General features: G+C 32.2%; 24 protein-coding genes. 3 read left to right on the forward strand and 21 right to left on the reverse strand.

Features of this window, described 5'->3' with window-relative positions; translation table 11 throughout:
- Positions 1 to 15: 15 nt before the first annotated feature.
- The 19 genes from ACHZC3_RS12935 to ACHZC3_RS13025 form a co-directional block, all read right to left on the reverse strand.
- The gene (locus ACHZC3_RS12935) at positions 16 to 465 is read right to left on the reverse strand and encodes a hypothetical protein (RefSeq protein WP_394760293.1); all 450 of its coding nucleotides are present in this window, start codon (positions 463 to 465) and stop codon (positions 16 to 18) included.
- A gap of 1 nt (position 466) precedes the next feature.
- Positions 467 to 940, reverse strand: coding sequence for a hypothetical protein (locus ACHZC3_RS12940; protein ID WP_394760295.1), 474 nt, complete (start codon positions 938 to 940; stop codon positions 467 to 469).
- Positions 941 to 1,015: 75 nt separating this feature from the next.
- Positions 1,016 to 1,213 carry a hypothetical protein gene (locus ACHZC3_RS12945; protein ID WP_394760296.1) on the reverse strand — a complete coding sequence of 66 codons (198 nt, stop codon included), beginning with the start codon at positions 1,211 to 1,213 and terminating at the stop codon, positions 1,016 to 1,018.
- On the reverse strand, positions 1,204 to 2,001 hold the full coding sequence (locus ACHZC3_RS12950; RefSeq protein WP_394760297.1) for a hypothetical protein: 798 nt from the start codon (positions 1,999 to 2,001) through the stop codon (positions 1,204 to 1,206). The genes ACHZC3_RS12945 and ACHZC3_RS12950 overlap by 10 nt, the downstream gene beginning before the upstream one ends.
- A 2-nt stretch (positions 2,002 to 2,003) precedes the next feature.
- Positions 2,004 to 2,285, reverse strand: coding sequence for a hypothetical protein (locus ACHZC3_RS12955; RefSeq protein ID WP_394760298.1), 282 nt, complete (start codon positions 2,283 to 2,285; stop codon positions 2,004 to 2,006).
- Positions 2,286 to 2,287: 2 nt separating this feature from the next.
- Positions 2,288 to 2,668 carry a hypothetical protein gene (locus ACHZC3_RS12960; RefSeq protein ID WP_394760299.1) on the reverse strand — a complete coding sequence of 127 codons (381 nt, stop codon included), beginning with the start codon at positions 2,666 to 2,668 and terminating at the stop codon, positions 2,288 to 2,290.
- A 73-nt stretch (positions 2,669 to 2,741) separates the two neighbouring features.
- On the reverse strand, positions 2,742 to 3,293 hold the full coding sequence (locus ACHZC3_RS12965) for a hypothetical protein (protein WP_394760300.1): 552 nt from the start codon (positions 3,291 to 3,293) through the stop codon (positions 2,742 to 2,744).
- A 37-nt stretch (positions 3,294 to 3,330) separates the two neighbouring features.
- Positions 3,331 to 3,909, reverse strand: a complete 579-nt coding sequence (locus ACHZC3_RS12970; protein ID WP_394760301.1) for a hypothetical protein — start codon at positions 3,907 to 3,909, stop codon at positions 3,331 to 3,333.
- A gap of 2 nt (positions 3,910 to 3,911) precedes the next feature.
- Positions 3,912 to 4,550 carry a hypothetical protein gene (locus ACHZC3_RS12975; RefSeq protein WP_394760302.1) on the reverse strand — a complete coding sequence of 213 codons (639 nt, stop codon included), beginning with the start codon at positions 4,548 to 4,550 and terminating at the stop codon, positions 3,912 to 3,914.
- A gap of 1 nt (position 4,551) precedes the next feature.
- The gene (locus ACHZC3_RS12980; RefSeq protein WP_394760304.1) at positions 4,552 to 4,812 is read right to left on the reverse strand and encodes a hypothetical protein; all 261 of its coding nucleotides are present in this window, start codon (positions 4,810 to 4,812) and stop codon (positions 4,552 to 4,554) included.
- A 7-nt stretch (positions 4,813 to 4,819) separates the two neighbouring features.
- Positions 4,820 to 5,557: a transglutaminase-like domain-containing protein gene (locus tag ACHZC3_RS12985; protein ID WP_394760305.1), complete on the reverse strand. Its 738-nt coding sequence runs from the start codon at positions 5,555 to 5,557 to the stop codon at positions 4,820 to 4,822.
- Positions 5,558 to 6,016: 459 nt separating this feature from the next.
- Positions 6,017 to 6,283: a hypothetical protein gene (locus tag ACHZC3_RS12990; protein WP_394760306.1), complete on the reverse strand. Its 267-nt coding sequence runs from the start codon at positions 6,281 to 6,283 to the stop codon at positions 6,017 to 6,019.
- A gap of 4 nt (positions 6,284 to 6,287) precedes the next feature.
- A complete protein-coding gene (locus tag ACHZC3_RS12995) occupies positions 6,288 to 6,440 on the reverse strand; it encodes a hypothetical protein (protein WP_394760307.1) in 153 nt (50 codons plus the stop codon).
- Position 6,441: 1 nt separating this feature from the next.
- Positions 6,442 to 6,624, reverse strand: a complete 183-nt coding sequence (locus ACHZC3_RS13000; RefSeq protein ID WP_394760308.1) for a hypothetical protein — start codon at positions 6,622 to 6,624, stop codon at positions 6,442 to 6,444.
- Between the two features lie 12 nt (positions 6,625 to 6,636).
- A complete protein-coding gene (locus ACHZC3_RS13005; RefSeq protein ID WP_394760309.1) occupies positions 6,637 to 6,870 on the reverse strand; it encodes a hypothetical protein in 234 nt (77 codons plus the stop codon).
- 11 nt (positions 6,871 to 6,881) lie between these two features.
- Positions 6,882 to 9,758 (reverse strand): hypothetical protein, encoded by a 2,877-nt coding sequence (locus ACHZC3_RS13010; protein WP_394760310.1) that lies wholly within the window; start codon positions 9,756 to 9,758, stop codon positions 6,882 to 6,884.
- 1 nt (position 9,759) lies between these two features.
- Entirely contained in the window at positions 9,760 to 9,981 is a 222-nt protein-coding gene (locus ACHZC3_RS13015) for a hypothetical protein (protein WP_394760312.1), read from the reverse strand.
- A gap of 5 nt (positions 9,982 to 9,986) precedes the next feature.
- Positions 9,987 to 10,217 carry a hypothetical protein gene (locus ACHZC3_RS13020; protein WP_394760313.1) on the reverse strand — a complete coding sequence of 77 codons (231 nt, stop codon included), beginning with the start codon at positions 10,215 to 10,217 and terminating at the stop codon, positions 9,987 to 9,989.
- Between the two features lie 292 nt (positions 10,218 to 10,509).
- The gene (locus ACHZC3_RS13025) at positions 10,510 to 10,650 is read right to left on the reverse strand and encodes a hypothetical protein (RefSeq protein ID WP_394760314.1); all 141 of its coding nucleotides are present in this window, start codon (positions 10,648 to 10,650) and stop codon (positions 10,510 to 10,512) included.
- A 211-nt stretch (positions 10,651 to 10,861) separates the two neighbouring features.
- Between ACHZC3_RS13025 and ACHZC3_RS13030 the strand changes: the two genes are divergently transcribed.
- From ACHZC3_RS13030 to ACHZC3_RS13040, 3 genes are read left to right on the forward strand one after another with little or no spacing between them, the layout of a single operon-like run.
- Positions 10,862 to 11,266, forward strand: a complete 405-nt coding sequence (locus tag ACHZC3_RS13030; RefSeq protein WP_394760315.1) for a hypothetical protein — start codon at positions 10,862 to 10,864, stop codon at positions 11,264 to 11,266.
- A gap of 35 nt (positions 11,267 to 11,301) precedes the next feature.
- Positions 11,302 to 11,742 carry a hypothetical protein gene (locus ACHZC3_RS13035; protein WP_394760316.1) on the forward strand — a complete coding sequence of 147 codons (441 nt, stop codon included), beginning with the start codon at positions 11,302 to 11,304 and terminating at the stop codon, positions 11,740 to 11,742.
- A 4-nt stretch (positions 11,743 to 11,746) separates the two neighbouring features.
- A complete protein-coding gene (locus ACHZC3_RS13040; protein WP_394760317.1) occupies positions 11,747 to 12,313 on the forward strand; it encodes a hypothetical protein in 567 nt (188 codons plus the stop codon).
- A 572-nt stretch (positions 12,314 to 12,885) separates the two neighbouring features.
- On the opposite strand, the gene ACHZC3_RS13045 is transcribed toward ACHZC3_RS13040, so the two are convergent.
- A complete protein-coding gene (locus ACHZC3_RS13045) occupies positions 12,886 to 14,970 on the reverse strand; it encodes a PAS domain S-box protein (RefSeq protein ID WP_394760318.1) in 2,085 nt (694 codons plus the stop codon).
- A 149-nt stretch (positions 14,971 to 15,119) separates the two neighbouring features.
- Positions 15,120 to 18,427 (reverse strand): efflux RND transporter permease subunit (locus ACHZC3_RS13050; RefSeq protein ID WP_394760319.1); only part of this gene is annotated, 3,308 nt, incomplete at its 5' end.

The following is an 18,427-nucleotide window of genomic DNA, read 5'->3' on the forward strand; positions in this document are numbered from 1 at the left end:
TCTAATTTTTTCATTCTATAAATTTTTTGGGTATTTGGTTTTTAAAATTGCGTAGTCTTTTGGTGGTAATTCCTCTTTTAACCAAGTTTTTAAACCGTATTTTGTAGGGGTTGACCATATTGGAAATATTTGCCCTCCTGTATATTTATTATATGCTTTTAACCCAAATGCTTTTACAACCGAATTAAATTGATTAGGAGAAATTGTAGTAAGTACTTCAAAAATTATGTCCCTTTGCGTACCAAGCGAAAAACCAGCCGAATTAAACAAGCTTTTGCCTGTGTTTTTCATTGCTTCGTATAAAGTATCTGCGGTTGCTTTTGGATTAAATAGTACCGAATTGTTTTCGACATCATCTAAATAACCTCCGTTTGGATTGTTTTTTTTGCTTTTATTCAGAAAAAACAAACCCAAACCAGTTACAGCTAAAAGCGTTGCACCTATTATTTTTGTTGATTTTTTCATTTTAAAAAGAATTGTTTGTTATAAATTTTAGCTGTGCTATTTGCGTGGCGTTAAACTGGTCGTATAGCCACTCTGTAAGATTTAGTTTTTTAAAATCTGCACCTCTACGACTTCCAAACTCATTATAAACACGAATAAATCCGTTATGATTTAAACCTGATAGGTTTTGACTAACTTTGTTAAAATCGTTTTTCACGCCATACATTGCGTTAAAAATATTCTCGGCTCTTTGTTTTGCCGAAACGATTGTAACATTTGCTGGACGATAATTTGAATCTTCCGAAACTTTAGAAAATGCTCCCGTAACTTTTCTATAAATTATATATCCTGCTAATGAAAAAATCCCGATTTTTAGGATTGTAAAACCTAAATCTAACGCCCTGCCAGTCGCTTGACCTGTTTTTGCTAATGCTTTTTGTCCTTGCGGTGTGCTTAACAATGTTACTAATGCTGGGTTAGATAATCCTTGTTTCATTTTAATTTTTATTTATTCGTGTGTAAGGCTAAACTAAAGGGAGTGTCTAGCCCTACTTTTTCACGAATGATTTTTTTATCCTAAAAAGCTTTCTATCATCGAGAAATTGTTTTTTAGTTGTTGTATTGCGTTGTTGTTTTTTCCTAGTTTTACCAATTTTTCTAAAATATCAGTATCTAGGCTAGATAAAAACTTTATATGCTCCATTTTTGCCCGTGCTTCAAATGGGTTAGCGGTTTTAATCTTTATTTGTATTTCGGTTTCTACTCCCATAATCCGTGTTTTTTTAATAATTCAACCAATTCGTTAGCAAAATTTACATTTGTGGCTGATGCGTTATGAATACTACTTAAAATAGTAAGCGTATTGTCATCAATCATTTTTAGTTTTTCGGCAAAATCATTTTTTGTAGGACTGCCATAATTTACTTCTTGTGATGCGTTTAAACCGCTGTTTTGCTCTTTCAAATGTGCCATTATCATAGGTAAACTACCTATACAATCTTTTATTAGTCCGTGATTGCCGTCCCTTTTAGATTTTTCTTTTTCCCAATCGTACTTATTAGATAATTCAGTTTCTTGCAAACGTTTATTTTCGCTCTCTAAAACTATATTTTTAGTTTTCAGTTCCGAATTTTCGGTTCTTAATCGCTCTGCTTCATTTTTTTGTACAAATAAATCCATTACCTGCACTCCGTTTAATCCAAAACCCGAAAACATATCGTTATTCATTTGTGGCATCATTGGTATTGGTTGTGTTTGTTGTACTGGTTGTGCAACTGGTTGCGTTTCGGTTTCTTCCGAAAAATTTACGGTTATCGGTTCGCCATCATTTAGTTTACCTGTGCCGTTTTTTCTGTAAGAACTTAAATTTAAGTGTTTGTGTCCCGATGCGTATAAATGCTCGAAAAAATTTACACCCGATTCAAATTCCTCTAAAATCTTTGTTGCAGGATAGTATTTATACAAATACAATCCGCTTTGTAAATCGAAAACAGACAGCAAAAACCGCTTATCTGTATCAATTTTGTTTATTATTTCGTTAACTAATTCCCCTTTCATAACTAGCAATCTTTTTTTAATTTTCGGTATTGAATCCAAATCTGACTTACTGGACTTCCTGTTGGGATTAATGCGTTTTGAAATTTTATTACTAATTCCAAACTATCGCATATTGTTCCGTCTGCCTGTAAAATATCTTCGGTACGTTCTAATACTGGAATATCATTTATTACCACTCTTTGCGTATTTTGTTCGGAAACAATTACACGTAAAGAAGTAACATTTTCTAATGTTATAGTATCATCGTCCGTAATCATACGGCTTAAAAGGACAGTTTTTTGCATCTTTATAATTTACAATCTTTGTTTTCTTTTTTGTAGTACAATACAAATTGTACATAAGTATCTACTGTTGGCAAAGCCCCAGTATTTGAAACGGATACCTCAAAAATATGGGTTAGTCCTTTTGTTTCTTCTCCTAGTGGTATATAGCTATCGTGAAACGCTCCGCCCATTCTTGGTTGCCATATTCTTAAATCGGAAACTTTATTGATTGACGAACCGCCATCATCTTTTATTCCTACATTAAGAAAAACTCCGCTTTCTTCTTGCGATTGTTTCATAGCATTTACGCCCAATAAAAAACCGTTAGGAAGTGTAAAAGATTTTGAACCAATATTTGCACCCGAAGGAACTTTAACCATTACGGTTTCTATTTTAAAATCCATATCAATAAATTTTTAAAAAAAAGGCTCTCACTACTATTGGAGAGCCTTTTAATATTTATAAGCTAGTTAATTCCTAGTTTTCAATTTTAATCTGATGACAATCAAAAGAAACTTTAATTATCGTCCCTGCTGGAGCGGTAACTCCTACTGGGAACTGAATTTCCATTGAAATTTCTTCGTTTGCTACCAATACTGGTAATGTAGAAACATCTCTGTATGCCGTGCTTTTTTGGTTAGCCGTTGGCTGATTCAATTCGTTTACTGGAAAATCGATAGGAACTAATCCTTTTTGAACTACTCTAAACTCACAGTTAGACAACTCTTTTGGTAAAGTTGTATCTCCTATAAAAGAAGCCCCTGCTGGCGTTGTACCTGCTGTTGCTTTTTCTATTTTTAACGCATCTATTACGATATGGCGACCAGCGTTAAGCTTGTTACCGTCGAAATTTGTAACACCTACTAATTTTTTAGTATTGCTATCCATTACGTAAAATGTTCCCGAAGCTCCCGAAACATCTACCGTAATGTATTTATTAGTGTCGTTTATACGCCCTCCAGTGTTCAACAATCCTCTTTCTTTTAGTTGCGCAACCGCACCACTTCTTTTTTGTAATCTAGTATTCATCTTTCCTATTTATTTAAGGGTTATATTTTTAAATTGTTTAAAACAATCTTTCTTTTTCTTCTACACCGTATAATCCGTCTTCGTCGTCGTCATAACCAAACAATCCTGCGTCTTCTTCGTAACCGTTCAATCCGTCAACTACATTTCCGTCTTCATCAACATAAACAGCGTTTAAACCGTCTGCGATTTCGTGAATATTTCCGTCTTCGTCCATAAACGTACCTGCTAAACCGCTTTCGTCGTACTCGTAAAGCTGACCGTCTGCGCCTCTGAAAGTTCCTGCCAATCCGTCGTGAGGACAACCTAAACCAGTTGCACCCAATAAGAATTGATTTACTTTTGTTGGGGCTGATAATTTTGATGCAATGCCTGCTTTTTCAAAAACATTTTTTACAAATCCGATTCCTCGAATAATAGTTGCGCCAATTAGCATACTTCTCAAAAACTGACTTTTTCCGTCTGTTCCTGTAATTTTTGTAATTCCAAATCCTGTCGCTAATGCCATACCTGCATTTACAAGCATTGGATTTGTAGTTGTTGGAAATAATCCTGCTATTCCGTTGGATAATGCACCACCTGTTACACCTCCGCCAATCATTACTAATTCTTTATTCATTTTTATTTATTTTTGTGGGTTAATGCGTAAGTTCCTAATCCTAATAACACTACTCCGACTCCCACGTAAAGCATTGTGTTATTTTTTGGTTCTGTTTGTAATGGCGTTGGCGTTGTAATCTCATTTTTATCTGAAATTTTTACTGGCACAACATCGCCTTGCGGTTCGTCTTGAAATTCTTGTTGTGCTGGTTGAAACATAGGCGCAACCGCCTGCGTTACTTGTGGAGCAATTACATTAAGTTCCGCTTGTGTTAATACATTTGGTGTGTTTGGGTCGGTTTCGTTTGCTACAACTATACTTGTTGCTACTTGCGTTTCTTGTGGTGAAAGTTTTAAACCTGCTTTTGCCTTACTCATTACCAGTTGCCCTAATTGGGTTTTTGATAATGCTAATGCTTTAGTCCCTAAACGCCCAACCGCCCCTAGTTTTGAAACTAGATTTAAACCTTTACTTGCAACTCCGCCCACTACTGGAACGAAACTTGCAACTAACGAAGTCGCTTTAATGGTGTTTTGTAGGTTTACATTTTTGCGAAGAAATCTCCCTAATTTAGTGCCTTTACCACCGTTTTTTTTTGCTTTTTTGTTTAGCCCGAAGCCTAAACCGTCCGAGTATTCGGAATATCCTACATCTATCATATTATTGTATATTTCTTAATAATGTGCGAGGTGCAAATGTTCCCTTAACCAATTGCTGTCTTGTTTTTTTTCTTAATAACGTATGCGGAGCGAACCCTACTTGGGTTACTTTTTTAATTAAACCAAATCCCTTTTTACGGTCTTTTTTGTTAATTAAAGTATGCGGAGCAATCATTGCCTTGTTTAGCTTTACAAAATTTCTTAAACTTATTTTTTTAAAAAAACCTCTGTTTAATCCTCCGTTTAGTCCTATTTCTATCATAATTCCTTTATTTTACTAATGCAATTATTCCAGCCAATGCACCTAAACCAAGTACTGTTGTACCCAATCCTATTTTTTTCTTTCTTGCAACTGCTTTTTTTCTTTTGGTTGCAACTGGTTTTTTCTTTGTGGGTTTTCTTGTAGCTTTTTTCTTCGCTCCATTAAGTCCTACGTGTGGTAGTTGTGTACTCATAAATAAATCCTCTTTTTTTATGTAAATCGGCTCTCGATTGTTACTTACGGTTGCATCTATGACATAACTCCCATCGTCTAGGCTTCCTGTTTGTTGGTTAAACGGTACAACCACGTAAACGTGTGTGTACAAATGCGGTTTGAAATTTGGTTGTTTTATTTGCCTTATGTAGTGCTTGATATTCAGCGAAGTAAGTATGCAACTAGCGAAAATACTGTAACTCTTACAATCAATTCCTAGAACTCTATTCCTCCAGCTGTTTGCGGGCGTTCGTAGTTGTTGTAGTGCATTATCCTGTTTGTATTGTATATGATTGTACAAAAAATCATATACAGCTTGTGTTGTTTCTTTTAGGCTAGCTTTTTTTAAATATGGCGCAACCTTATTACATTGTGTGTAATATTTTTGTACCATTGCTTTCATTTGCTTTGTGCTGTGGTGCGTATCGCCCACGCCTAAATTTGTTTGCGAATTGCCTACAACTGGAAATAAAACATTAAATTCAAGACCGTTTTTTATTTTTCTGTGAAGTGTTGTGTCAAAATCACTCATATACTTCGCTTTTTTTATTCTTTTTTCTCTTTCGATAAAGCAAAGATGCGAACGGTGTGTTTTAAGCGTTGTGTGAAGTGGTTTAAAATCCTTTAAACTGTTTTAAAATCGTGTTAAATGACTACAAATGATATGTATAACCGAAAAAAAACCAGTTGAGGAACTGGTTTAAAACGGACAATATATTTTTATTGGTATTTTCTCTATGTGGTTGTTTATCTCGGAACGCTTAATAAATCCTTTGTTAATGTACCAACCAATTGCACCTCCTTTTACTCTTTGTATTAATATTTTGCCAGTTCTCGTGTTTATAATTTTTTTGCATTTTGTTATCTTATAATAAGATGCGGTTTTTACCTGCCAAAAAACTGAAAATTTAACTGATATAATCTCCATATTGTATATTGGTTTTCAGTTAGTTGGTAGGTTATTGGGTTGCGACAATCAAAGTGTTAGCGCCTATTTGTTTATTACTTTTAATTCTTCAATCCACTCGAATCTAGTTTCATAATTTGCAGGAAAACCAAATAAGTCTAAAAATTCTAGCCAAACAATTCTAGGTAATGATTTTGGGGTAATAATTAATTTTGGTTTTCTTTCTTTCAAATCCTCGATAAGACTGTTTATGTTGTCTAGGATTACTTTTTCGGACAATTGTCGCCCATACATACGGCAAATGTCTTTTCTGCTTGGTTCGGACGGTAAAATTTTTAAATTTTGTTTCATATTATCAATTTTTTAAAGTGGTTGCAACTGGTTTGTATTTTACGTGTATTCTTTTTATTAGGCTTGGTTTGTGTATGTGAATTTCGGGCAGTCTGATAATATTTACACCTACATAAAAATAAACGCTGGCTAGTTTTCTAAAAATTTTCTTTATCATCTTATTTAATAATTTTCGATTCGTTACAAATTCTTTTTATTAAAACATCTATGCTATTATTAATATCAACTTTTTTAAGAGCTTCCGTTTTGGAACTTGCTAAAACAAAATATCTGAAAACGTGTTTTACTCCGATAGTTTCATTTAATAATTTTGTAATGTTTATTTCGTACAATTGATTCATATTATTTAGTTTCTAGTTATTTATTATTACTTCATTAGGATTTACTGGTACAAATATTTGCTCATTTGCGTATAGTTCTTTAAAATTTATCATTTCGGTATTTTCAGAAAAATAACAGGGTTTTTGCTCTATAACTCCTATGCTATTTTGCTGGAAAAACAAAACTCCTAGCCTTTTGTTTCCGTTCACATCTGCAAAATCTTCTTTATTGGCGGTTCTTAATTTCATCATTACATATCTTTCCATAAATCGATTATTTAAAATGGTAAATCCGTTTTGGGTTCTTCTTTATTTTCTTGTGGGCTAAATAAATCGTCGTCATTTTGGGTTGCAACTGGTTTTTCTGTATCGGTTGTAACTGGTTCAAAACAAAAATGCTCTACCGTTTTGCCGTGTCCGTTTTCTTTTTTCTTGGCAAATGCTTTTATTGGTGTGCCTAAAATTTTGTTGCAAAAAGTTTCAATATCTCGTTTAAAGTCCGTCGGTTTTTTCGCATCGTTTTCGAGTTCTTTTTTATAAATTTCATAGATTAAAGCCTTGTTTATCCATTGTATTTTTGTCGATTTTTCTATGTACGATATGTTTTCTATAACATCTACATCGGCACTAGGGTTGCGGAAATTGTGAAAAAAATCTGTAAAAAAATTAAATCCAGCATCACGAATTTCTTGCCTTGCACTTCTGTAAATTAAATTCTGACCGTCAACGGTTGGCTTTTTGTCGTGTGCCAAATAAAATTGTAAGCACTCAATCAAAAAATTATCATCGAGCAACCAATCATCTATTTTATAGTTTTTATCCCAAAGAGTTTGACCGTCGAAACTGTCCGCAACGCTACGAGAAAATAAAAAATCATCGTTTTTGTTATGGTAATAACTAGAACATTCAAAGTTTAACATACGACGGTTGAAACTGTCCGATAAATCTTTAGGCACGGCGTTCATTGTTACGGCAATTTTTGTAAAAAACTCGAACGGCACATAAACCATTTTACCACCTTTCCAGTTGCACGTTACATCGGCTGTTATATCTGTAAAAAATTTCGATAAATCAAAGTGCATATTCATTTCGTCAAAATGCAATAACCTTACCTCGTCGTCAACATCTGTGTATTTAAAACGCTCTGTATCTTTGTTTAATTCTCTACCGTTACGCTCCAAATGGTTAGGAACTAATGAATACAACCCGTTTACAATTACAGATTTTCCCGAACCTCCTTTATTATCCGTTATCGATTTTCCGATTGCGTGGTCTGTACCCAAAACAAAATAAGATTTTTGCTTTATTTTGTGTTCGTGTGCCAAATGACCCAAACAATACATTTTGTTTATTAGTTCTTGTTTTTGGTGCGTATTTTCGGCTTCGGTTAGATTGGTTGATGTTATTTGAAACTGGTTTTTATCTATTTGGTTTTCGTCTGCATCTTTAAGCCAATAAAAACGGCTGGTGTTTATTAATAACCGTAGATATTTACTATCGGTATTAATAATTTCAATATCAAAAACTCCCTCGTCGTTGGTTGTTATTTTGGTTGCAGTTGGTTTTTCTAAATAGTTGCGAGGTATAATGTTTTTTTTCCAAATTTGAATATCGTTTTTGCTGTATGGTATTTTCTCTACTTTATCCGTTGTAACATTAATTATCGTGTTTTGATAAAAATACATTTGGCTTTTTTCGGTAGTTTTTATCGTGTTTAGTTCGGTTCTTGGCAATAGTTTTACGCCCGAATTATCGCCAAAAAATATCGATTTTGTGAGCATTTCTTGTATTTGCAATGGTAACAACATTTTTTGCAACCAGTTGACTACAAACATTTTTACATCGGCTGGTTCGGTTTTTGTAATTACGTTTTTTTCTATTTTCAAAAATATTTTTTCGCTAATGGCTCTTTTGCTTTTATTATCCATTTGCGGAATATCATAAACATAAAAACCGTTGTAGTGCAAAAAATTTATTAATCGCACATTGTTTACTTGGTAAACGGCACGTTTCGGGTTGTAATCCCAAAACTCAAACTCTTTGGCTTGTTGCAATAGTTCCGAAAATTTATATTTTACACTCGCCAGCGTTTCGTTTTTTTGCTCACGAACCCAGTCCGCAATATCTTTTTTACCACGTTGTTGTAATTCTTGCGGAGGAAAAAGCATTTTTATTTTCAAATGTTTTTTACTCATTAAACCCATTTCCACGGCTTGTTTTATTCCTGTTTTGTCTAAATCGGGAACGTAAATAATATTTTTTGCAACCTCGAATAAAAAATTTAGTTCGTATTCTGAAATTATTTCAGTTTCGGAATTGTACCAAATAACATCGTAGCCCAAACTAGCAATATTTAGCGCATCGCTTCCGCCTGTTGCAATAAATACATATTCCAGTAATTCGGGTTCTGCATCGTCGCTGTCGTCAACTATTGAAAATTCATCGTTTGCAACTGGTTTTTTTGAATTTGCAATGCGTTTTAGGTTTTCATATCCGTAAATGTGACGTGGCGGTTTTGTGCCTAAAAAATGATGCTTACTACTGTAACCGTCTTTATTTTTGATAGCTTTTGGCTCGTAAATCTTTACAAAATCTTTGTTTTTGTAACCGAATATTGGATAGTTTTCGGTTGCGACTACTTCTAACAAAGTGGTTTTTTCTGTGTCTTTAATTTTGCGAACGGTAGAATATTTTTCTACTTCAAAAAAATCATACTGGTTGCAAATTTTTTCAGTCAAAAACGGAGCAAAAACATTTGTATTTTTGGTTGCTGGTAAATATTCTATTTCGTATTTTCCTACTTCGTCGGTGGTGTCTAACCAGTTTTTTGTAGGCAAATGCATCGGTTTTGCAACACTGGTTGTGTCTAGTTGAAATTGCGCAAACAAAGTATTGCACGCACCTATAAAATCGGTTGCATCACGGTTTATCACGTATGCCACAACATCGATTCCCTTACTATTTTCTTTAAAATTTGTAAATAAATATTTTCCTTTGCTGGATTTTGTTACGTTGCTAGAACCATTATCGAAACTAAAACCTTTGGCGGTTTTTTTTGTTTTTTCGGTGCTAAATTCCTGCTCCCAAAACAATAAACCGTCATTGGTTTTTTCGTAAAACAATTCTAAATCAAAAATTTTACTTTTCGATTCCATATTACAACTGGTTATAATCTGAAACCGTCAAATTAGTTGCGTTTTTGGTTGCAACCTCCATTTGTTTGATTTTATCGGTAACTATTTCGGATAAAATATTATAACAAACATTTATCCTTACTTTTTCAATTGGCGAAAAAATATCTGAAATGTTTAGTAATTCCTGCGAGTGCAAAATATGTTCTTTATATTCTTTTAGTTTTTGGAGGTTGAATATGTACATAACTATTATTTTAGGGCGTTTTTTAATCTTTCTAGTTTTTTTTCTGTTGCAACCACAAAGGCGGTTATTGCTTCCATAATATCGATGTTTGCGGTTCGCCCATCGACTATGTTTTGTATGATTTGCGGTGTAAACGTTCCGCCACTAGGAGAAGAAAACCCCAAACCAACCAAATGTTTTATAATGGGTTTAGAATAGTGTTTTCCTAAAACTTCCTGTATTTTTACTTTATTCATGGGGTATGATAAATTGTATTGTGTAATTGTAATTTTGTTGTAATTCGAGAACCGTTGCGTTATCTAGTTCCTCGTTTGCTGAAAAAAAAATTGTTTTGAAAACAGACGAAAACCGTACTTTTTGTTTTCTTAATTTTCTGCGCAAATGGTATCTTCGGTTTTCTTTTGGCGACCTCATACAACCAGTTTTTTAGTTTTGATAAATATTCTAAACTTGAATTGCCAAAACTCTAGCACCTCAATAAAAAAGCGTATTGTATTCATTATATTTTGTTCTCAATAAGTAATAATGTCATTTGCAAATTGTAGCAAACCAGCGCAACACTACTACGTTTTGCATATACTCTAACTGGTTGCGAGTTTCTAACAAACTGGTTGCAGTATCGCAACTAGAAAAAAATTGTACTTGTTGTATTGTGTTGTATTGTATCATAGTTTTTCAAAAAATGTTAAAATTTGGCACTTGTTTTGCATTATAATTTTATCGTTTAGCAACCAGTTTTATTATTGGTTGCAATCATTTTTTTTATATATTGCATAACGTTTTTATAATTGTTTTATAATGCATTTATAATGTTTTGTTGAAGCAAATATATTAAAGTATTTTCTAATTACCAAATAAAAATTAAATTATTTTCTAACAAATGAGTAATTCACCATTAAGAATTAAGCAATACATTGATTTTAAAGGCATTACAAATCAAAATTTTGAAAAAAAGATTGGTTATTCTAATGGTGCTTTTGCAACTCAATTAAAAAATAAAGGAACAATCGGGAGTGATAAATTAGAAAATATTTTAATTGAATTTGAAGATATTAACCCCGAATGGTTGCTAACTGGAAAAGGTGATATGTTGCGAGAATTAGCGAATAATGTAGTGAACAAACCGAAAGAAGCTTATAATCTTGCAACCAAAAACGAAAATTGCAACCAAAAAATAAAAGAACTAGAAGATAGGATAGATTTTTATAAAGAGAAAATACAATTTGTAGAGCGAAAACTAGAAGATTGCGAGGACGAAAAAAAACGTAACAAAACTATTAGCTAAATGGCTATGTAATAATTAACTAAAAACAAATAACTATGAAAAAAATTATTTTGGTTGCAATTTTTGTAATGTTTTCAAGCTACTGTAAAGCAGACCAGTTGCAAATAATTACAAAAGAACAGGCTATAAAAGCGGTAGAATTAATCAAAAAACAAGAAATTGTAGTGGTGTGGTGTTCTTGTTGCGAAAGTGGAACAACTGGAGCAGAACCGCAAATAATAGCTGTAAGAAACGTTTATTACAAAATTGCCGATTTGTCGAGTAGTGCCGAAGAAAATTATATTGTTGTTGTTCAAGGTGTAAATTTACATTATAAAATCGCTTTCGATGATGAAATTGATTTAGCGTACACTCATATCGGGATTAATGATGTTGCCTATACGGTTGCGCAAACTTTAAGAATACCATTTAGAAAATGCAACGATGGAAATGTTTGGTCTGATTTATCAGCAATTTATATTCAAGATAAAAATTAAAATTATGGCAGAAGAAAAAAAAGATAAAACTGGTTTATATACCGCAATTATTGCAGGAATTGTAGCTTTATCGACAGGTGTAATGACAAATTATGATAAAATTACTGGTTCGGGAACGGTTGGAACAACCGAAACTAAAAAAGAAGTTGTTGCAGACACAATTTCATTTGGTTACAAACTCGACAAAATAATAAAAGACTGTCCTAATGATTTTTCTAATTTAACAGGTAATAAACAAGGAGTTGACGAAGATTCAAAAATTTATTATTCAAAATTATATTTTCAAGAGGGAATGTCTAGTATTTACGTTACAGATGGAGAAAGTCCATATTTTGATATATCAATATATATCGGAAGCGATAAAACAGAAGCACAAAATAAGAAATTAGATATTGTAAAAAAAGTAAGTGAGTTTTTTAAAACAGAACCCGAAATAAAAGAAGAAAAACAAGAAGATGGCGGTCTAGTAAATTCCATTGTTTTTGACAAAGGAAATATACAAGCGATAATTCAAGATCACGCAAAAACGGACAATTCAAATGAAATTGATTTAATAATTAGTAAAAAATAAAAATTCTCGCTTAATTTAAACCAGTTTTATTTGTAAAATTGGTTTTTTTTATGGTTATTTGGTTTTTTTGTTTCTTGAAGTAAGGAAACAAAACAAAGACATAGAAACAACAAAGAAACAAAATATTTGTTTTAACTTATTGATTATTAGTTGGTTATATATTTTGTTTCTCTGTTTCTCTATTATTTACTATATATTGTAAAAAATAAAATAAATTACATATATAAAAGATATAGGGATTCCAGCAACTAGGTTAAATCCGCTCTGCTGTTTCCCTGCAAATTTTTATAAAAAAGTAAAAGGGGTGTGGGGAAAAATCATAATATATAATAAAAACCCTTTACCCGTAAGCGTTCAGCAAGTATTATTAATGTCAAAATCGTGTCAAATAATAGATAATTGTATAGTTTTAAGATAATTAAACCGTTGAAAATTAACAAGATAGAAATGTAATAAAGAGTGAAACGCTCCGATATTCTCCACAAAGGTGGTCGATTCTCACGAAGCTTCGAAATCGAGATGATATTTCCTCTATAAAATTAAAACCAAAAAACCAAACTAAAGAAAACGCCTTAACTATAAGTTGAGGCGTTTTCGTTATTTATAATTTGTTCCGATTCGTCTAGTAATAAAACTATTTTATCTGATGTTGCAACCAGTTCTTGATATTTTTTTTCAGCTTTTTGTATTTCCCCTTTTGCTTTCAGGTTTATAATTTCTGTTACTAAAAGGTGTAGTTTTTCGTGTTGAAATTCTAATTTTTTCACAGATTCTATATGGCCGTATTTGTCTTTTCCTTCGCTATAATACCATTTTCCAAAATCACAATGATAATGAGAAACTGCTTGATTTTCGGTTAAGCTTCCTTCTCCGTCTAGGAAATGACGTATTTTATATTTCCATTTTAGGTGTTTTAATTTAGCATCTATAAAATCTATATTAAAAACTTCTTGGTGGTGTATGTTGTTTTTAGAATACGTGTTTATAAAATTAGACAATTCTTTCGACGAAGAATCTAAATCGCTAATTTCGGTTTTTATGATATCTAATAATTCGTTTATTTCAAACAGATTTGAATCTTCATCTATCAAATCAATAACACCAATAATATTAGTTAATGGTTTTCTGAAATGGTGCGAATTTTTGAATGCTAATTCTTCAAATTGAGCAATATAATTGGCATTTTGAAATTCATTTTCTTTCATTTCTGTAATATCATGTCCTATTGATAGTATTTCGACGACTTCTTTATTGGTGTCAAAAAAAGCGATTTCGTCCCATTTTATCCATCGTTTTTGTCCTAGTGAGTTTACTCTAAGGATAACCACGGTTATTTTTGGATTTTCATAGGATATAGAATCAAATAATTTTAAATAAAATTCATCAACTATACTAGGATCTAGTGTCTTGTAATTTGTTCCTATAAAATAGTCTTTGTCTTTTCCGAAAAAATCACAAAATGCTTTATTTGCATATTTTCTATTACCGTACTTATCTGTAATCGTTATTAAATCGGTTTGATTTTCTAGCAATAAACTAAATCTTTTTTCGCTTTTCGATAGCTTTTCGACTGCTAGTTTTTCTTTTCCTTCAATGGTTTTTTTATCTGTAATATCTGATGAAACAGTAAGAAATTTGGTGATGTTTCCATTAGAATTTTTTACCGGAAGTATAGAAGATACTATCCAGAAATCGCTTCCGTTTTTTGTTTTAATATTCGATTCTCCTCTCCAAACTTTTCCCGAAATAATCGTTTTATTTATATTTTCGTAAAATTCTTGGCCGTGATAATCTGACTTCAAAATGTTTATATTTTCTCCCAAAAGTTCTTCTCTTTCGTAGCCTGTTTTTTCGAGATATAAATCGTTTATTTTTAAAATTTTTCCGTCAAAATCGGTAACAATCGAACTCAAATTATCATTTATCGCCATCTGATAAGAATACAATTCTTCGCTAGATTTTTTGACCAAGAAATCCAGTTTTTTATTAAAATCAGATAGTTCACTATTTGCAGATTTTAGTTTTTCGTCCGCTTCTTTTTGGCTTTCGAGCGAAGAGTTTAGTTTTTCGAAATTTTTATCTAATTTTTTCGAAATAGCCGAGCTAATATCAATATTTATCATGGCTAAGAAAAACACCGTTCCAGCAGTTGTATAGGCTAATATGGCATTTATAATAAAATAATTTACTTTGCCATTAGGTATAAATGGTGTTACAGAATCATAATATATGTAAGTAAAATATAATATAGAACAAGCTATCATAGTTATATATGCCATTTTTTTTTCTCGAAATATAGAAACGCTACCGCACGCCAATGCAATATAAAGTAATTGGGCACCTGTCCTTCTGGTATAAAAAGCCCAAATTGTAATCACAAGTAAGATTCCTAATAAAGTAAGATTTCGAGCTAATTTGTACTTTTTTTTGTAATTAAAAAACAAAACGCTAATTGGTACGGGCAGAATAATTAGAGCTATATATTGCTTGTTGAAGTTTAGCAAACAGTAAGCTATTGTTATAAAAATACTGCCTAAAATCATTATTATAGAAATTGCGTTTAACGTTGCTATGCGCTGTCTTTCTAAATAATGCAAATTATCTTTACGCCCAATATTTAGAGCGTCTTTCCATTTCTGTAAAAAGTATTTTATCATTAAAATTTTCTCTAATAATTTTACACCATCTTCTATTAATTCTTTATCGACAATCTCCGAATAATTTTTATAACAAGTAAACGATTTTAAAACAAAAAAGCGATTTCTTTTTAAAAAAATCGCTTAAGTGTTTATTATGTCCGATGAAATTACATCTCAGCAGAAACTTTATTTGCGTTTCGTCTGTCACGCAACCAATATTTAGTTCTCTTAACTAGGTAGAACATTACTGGAACCATAACAAGTGTTAAAACTGTTGCATAACTTAACCCGAAAATAATAGTCCAAGCCAATGGTCCCCAGAAAATTACGTTATCTCCACCCATAAAAATATGAGGATTCAAATTGGTGATTAAAGAGAAAAAATCAAAGTTTAGTCCTATTGCTAGTGGGATTAATCCTAAAATAGCAGTCAAAGCAGTTAGTAATACTGGACGCAAACGTGATTTTCCGCTTTCAATAATAACTTCTTTTATTTCTTCAAGAGTTAAATCGTCGTGACTTTGTAGTTTGTTATCTATAACTTTTTTGTCTAATAGAAGTACGAAGAAGTCCATTAATACAATTCCGTTTTTTACCACAATACCAGCGAGTGAGATAATACCCATCATGGTCATTAGGATCACAAAATCCATATTGGCAATCACATACCCGTAGAAAACACCACTAAAACTTAGTATAACGGTAAACAAAATCACCATTGTTTTAGAAACCGAATTAAACTGCAATACAATAATAATCGTAATTCCTGCTAAGGCTAAAAATAAAGCATAAAGTAAGAAACTTTGGTTTTTACCTTGCTCTTCTTGAACTCCAGAGAACGAATACGTTACCGTTTTTGGTAATTGATAATCTTTCAAATCATCTTCAATATTTTTTGTAATCGCATCGCCATTATAACCCGTCAAGACGTTAGAATAAATCGTCATGATTCGTTTTTGATTTTTACGTTTAATCTGATTGTAAGTGGTTGTTTTCTCTGTTTTAGAAACAGCCGAAATTGGCACTTGCATCATTTGTCCGTTATTCTGATTACGGAAAGTTAACGATTGGTTAAACAACACACTTTCGTTCTTGCGTTGGTCTTCTTGCATACGCATCGTGATGTTATAATCATCATCTCCTTCTTTGTAAGTAGAAATTTCTTGACCATATACTGAACGACGCAAATTGAAACCCAATTGTCCTGTCGAAACTCCTAAACTTCCTGCGCTAACTCTATCTACTTTTACTTCAAGCTCTGGACTTTGTTTGTTTACATCGACACTCAAACGTTCTATTCCAGGAATATTTTTTGCATTAATAAAAGCAATCATTTTGTCCGCTTCTTTAAGCATTACATCATAATCGATTCCTGTTAGCTGAATACTAATTGGGTAACCTGCTGGTGGTCCTGCGGCATCTTTTTCAACCGTAACTTTTGCTCCAGCAATTGCTTTTACTTTACCACGAATTTCTTCTAATATATCGGCAGTATTAATTCCTTTTCTGAATTTGAATTCAGAAAAATTGACAGTTACTTTTCCTTTGTATGGTGTTTCTGAAGCTGAACCCGCATCGGTATTTGGATTTCCTGCACCGACTCCTACTTGAGAAACGATAGATTCTGCAAGGTAATTTTTGTTGGTTGTTGGATCAATATATTTACTTAAAATTGAAATAACTTGTTTTTCAACAAATAAAGTAGCTTTATTGGTTTTTTCAATATCTGTTCCTTGCGGATATTCGATATAAGTAATTGCCTGATTTGGAATATTATCAGGGAAAAACAATACTTTTCTCGGGAAAATTCCTAATAATATGAATGAGAAAAACAACATTCCAATAATAGTTCCTAAAGCAATCCAAGCTCTTTTTCCTGTAAGGATTTTAGCTAAAAAGCTTTTGTATTTTTCTTCCATTCTTGGAAAAAAACTATGTTGGAAATCTTGTGTCCATTGGTATAATTTCAAATGATAAAGCCACATTAGGCCTAATGAAATTAAAGAAATATGGCAAATTGCTTTTGAAAAAGTAATACTAAAAATTATAATTTTAAAGTATGGAAAAGTTCCATTGAATACATATCCAAATAATCCAAAAACCAATGCAAGAGTAAGAAATATTTTGGTATAAAATTTCAGACTTTTTCTAGATATATTTTTATCTTCAATATCCATAGATCCGCCAGTCATAGCAGCATTTACAACCATTGCTACGAATAATGAAGCTGATAAAGTTACTGTTAAAGTGATAGGAAAATATTTCATGAATTTCCCCATAGTTCCTGGCCATAATGCAAATGGTAAAAACGCCATTAATGTTGTTGCTGTCGATGAAATTACAGGCCAAGCGATTTCTCCAATTCCAATTTTGGAAGCTTGAACTCTATTCATTCCTTTTTTCATGTTGGCAAATACGTTATCGACGACAACAATTCCGTCATCGACTAGCATTCCTAATCCCATTACTAATCCGAAAAGAACCATCGTGTTTAGCGTTAATCCAAATGCCGAAAGTATGGTAAATGCCATTAGCATTGATAAAGGAATCGCTGCTCCAACAAATAAGGAGTTTCTAAGTCCCATCGTAAACATTAAGACAATCATAACCAATACAATTCCGAAGATAATGTGGTTAGACAATTCGTCAACTTGGTGTTCTACTCGAGAAGATTGGTCGTTAGAAAGCTCTAATTTTAAATCTTTTGGTAAATAAGGTACTTTTGCTTTTTCTAATTTTTCTTTTACTTGCTCGATAGCAGAAATCATGTTTTGATTTGAACGTTTTTTAACGTTAAGCATCACAACTTCGGTTCCTTTTTCGCGAGCATAAGTTGTTTTTTCTTTTTCTTTAAAACTTACTTTAGCAATATCTTTTAAGTAAACCGTTCCTCCGTAAGATTTTACAATTACGTTTTCTAGTTCTTTAGGATCTTTAATTTCTCCAACGATTCTGATGTTATTTCTAGAACCTTGAGAGATTAAATTTCCACCAGAAAGCGTCATGTTTTCGTATTTGACTGCATTCTGAATTTCATCAAAAGATACTTGTGCTGCTGTCATTTTGAAAATATCAACAGCAATTTCTACTTCTTTATCATCGACACCAAGAATATCAACTTTTTTAACTTCCGGGATTTCTTCGATATCATCTTGAAGCAATTCGCCGTATTTTTTTAGTTGTTGTGTAGTATAATTTCCTTGCAAATTGATGTTCAAAATAGGTACTTCTTCCGAAATATTCAATTCGAAAACATTTGGTTCTACTTTGCTTCCATTGTCAAGATTTGGCCAATCGGTATCGGCTTTTATCACATCAACTTTGTCTTTTACTTTGGTTTTTGCTTCTTCTACCGAAACTTTATCTGCAAATTCTACTACAATCATTCCATAATCTTGAAATGAACTTGAAGTAATTTTCTCGACACCTGTAATGTTTTTTATTTCTTTTTCGAGTGGTTTTACGATTAGTTTTT

The organism is Flavobacterium sp., assembly GCF_043720215.1.
Taxonomy (GTDB): domain Bacteria; phylum Bacteroidota; class Bacteroidia; order Flavobacteriales; family Flavobacteriaceae; genus Flavobacterium.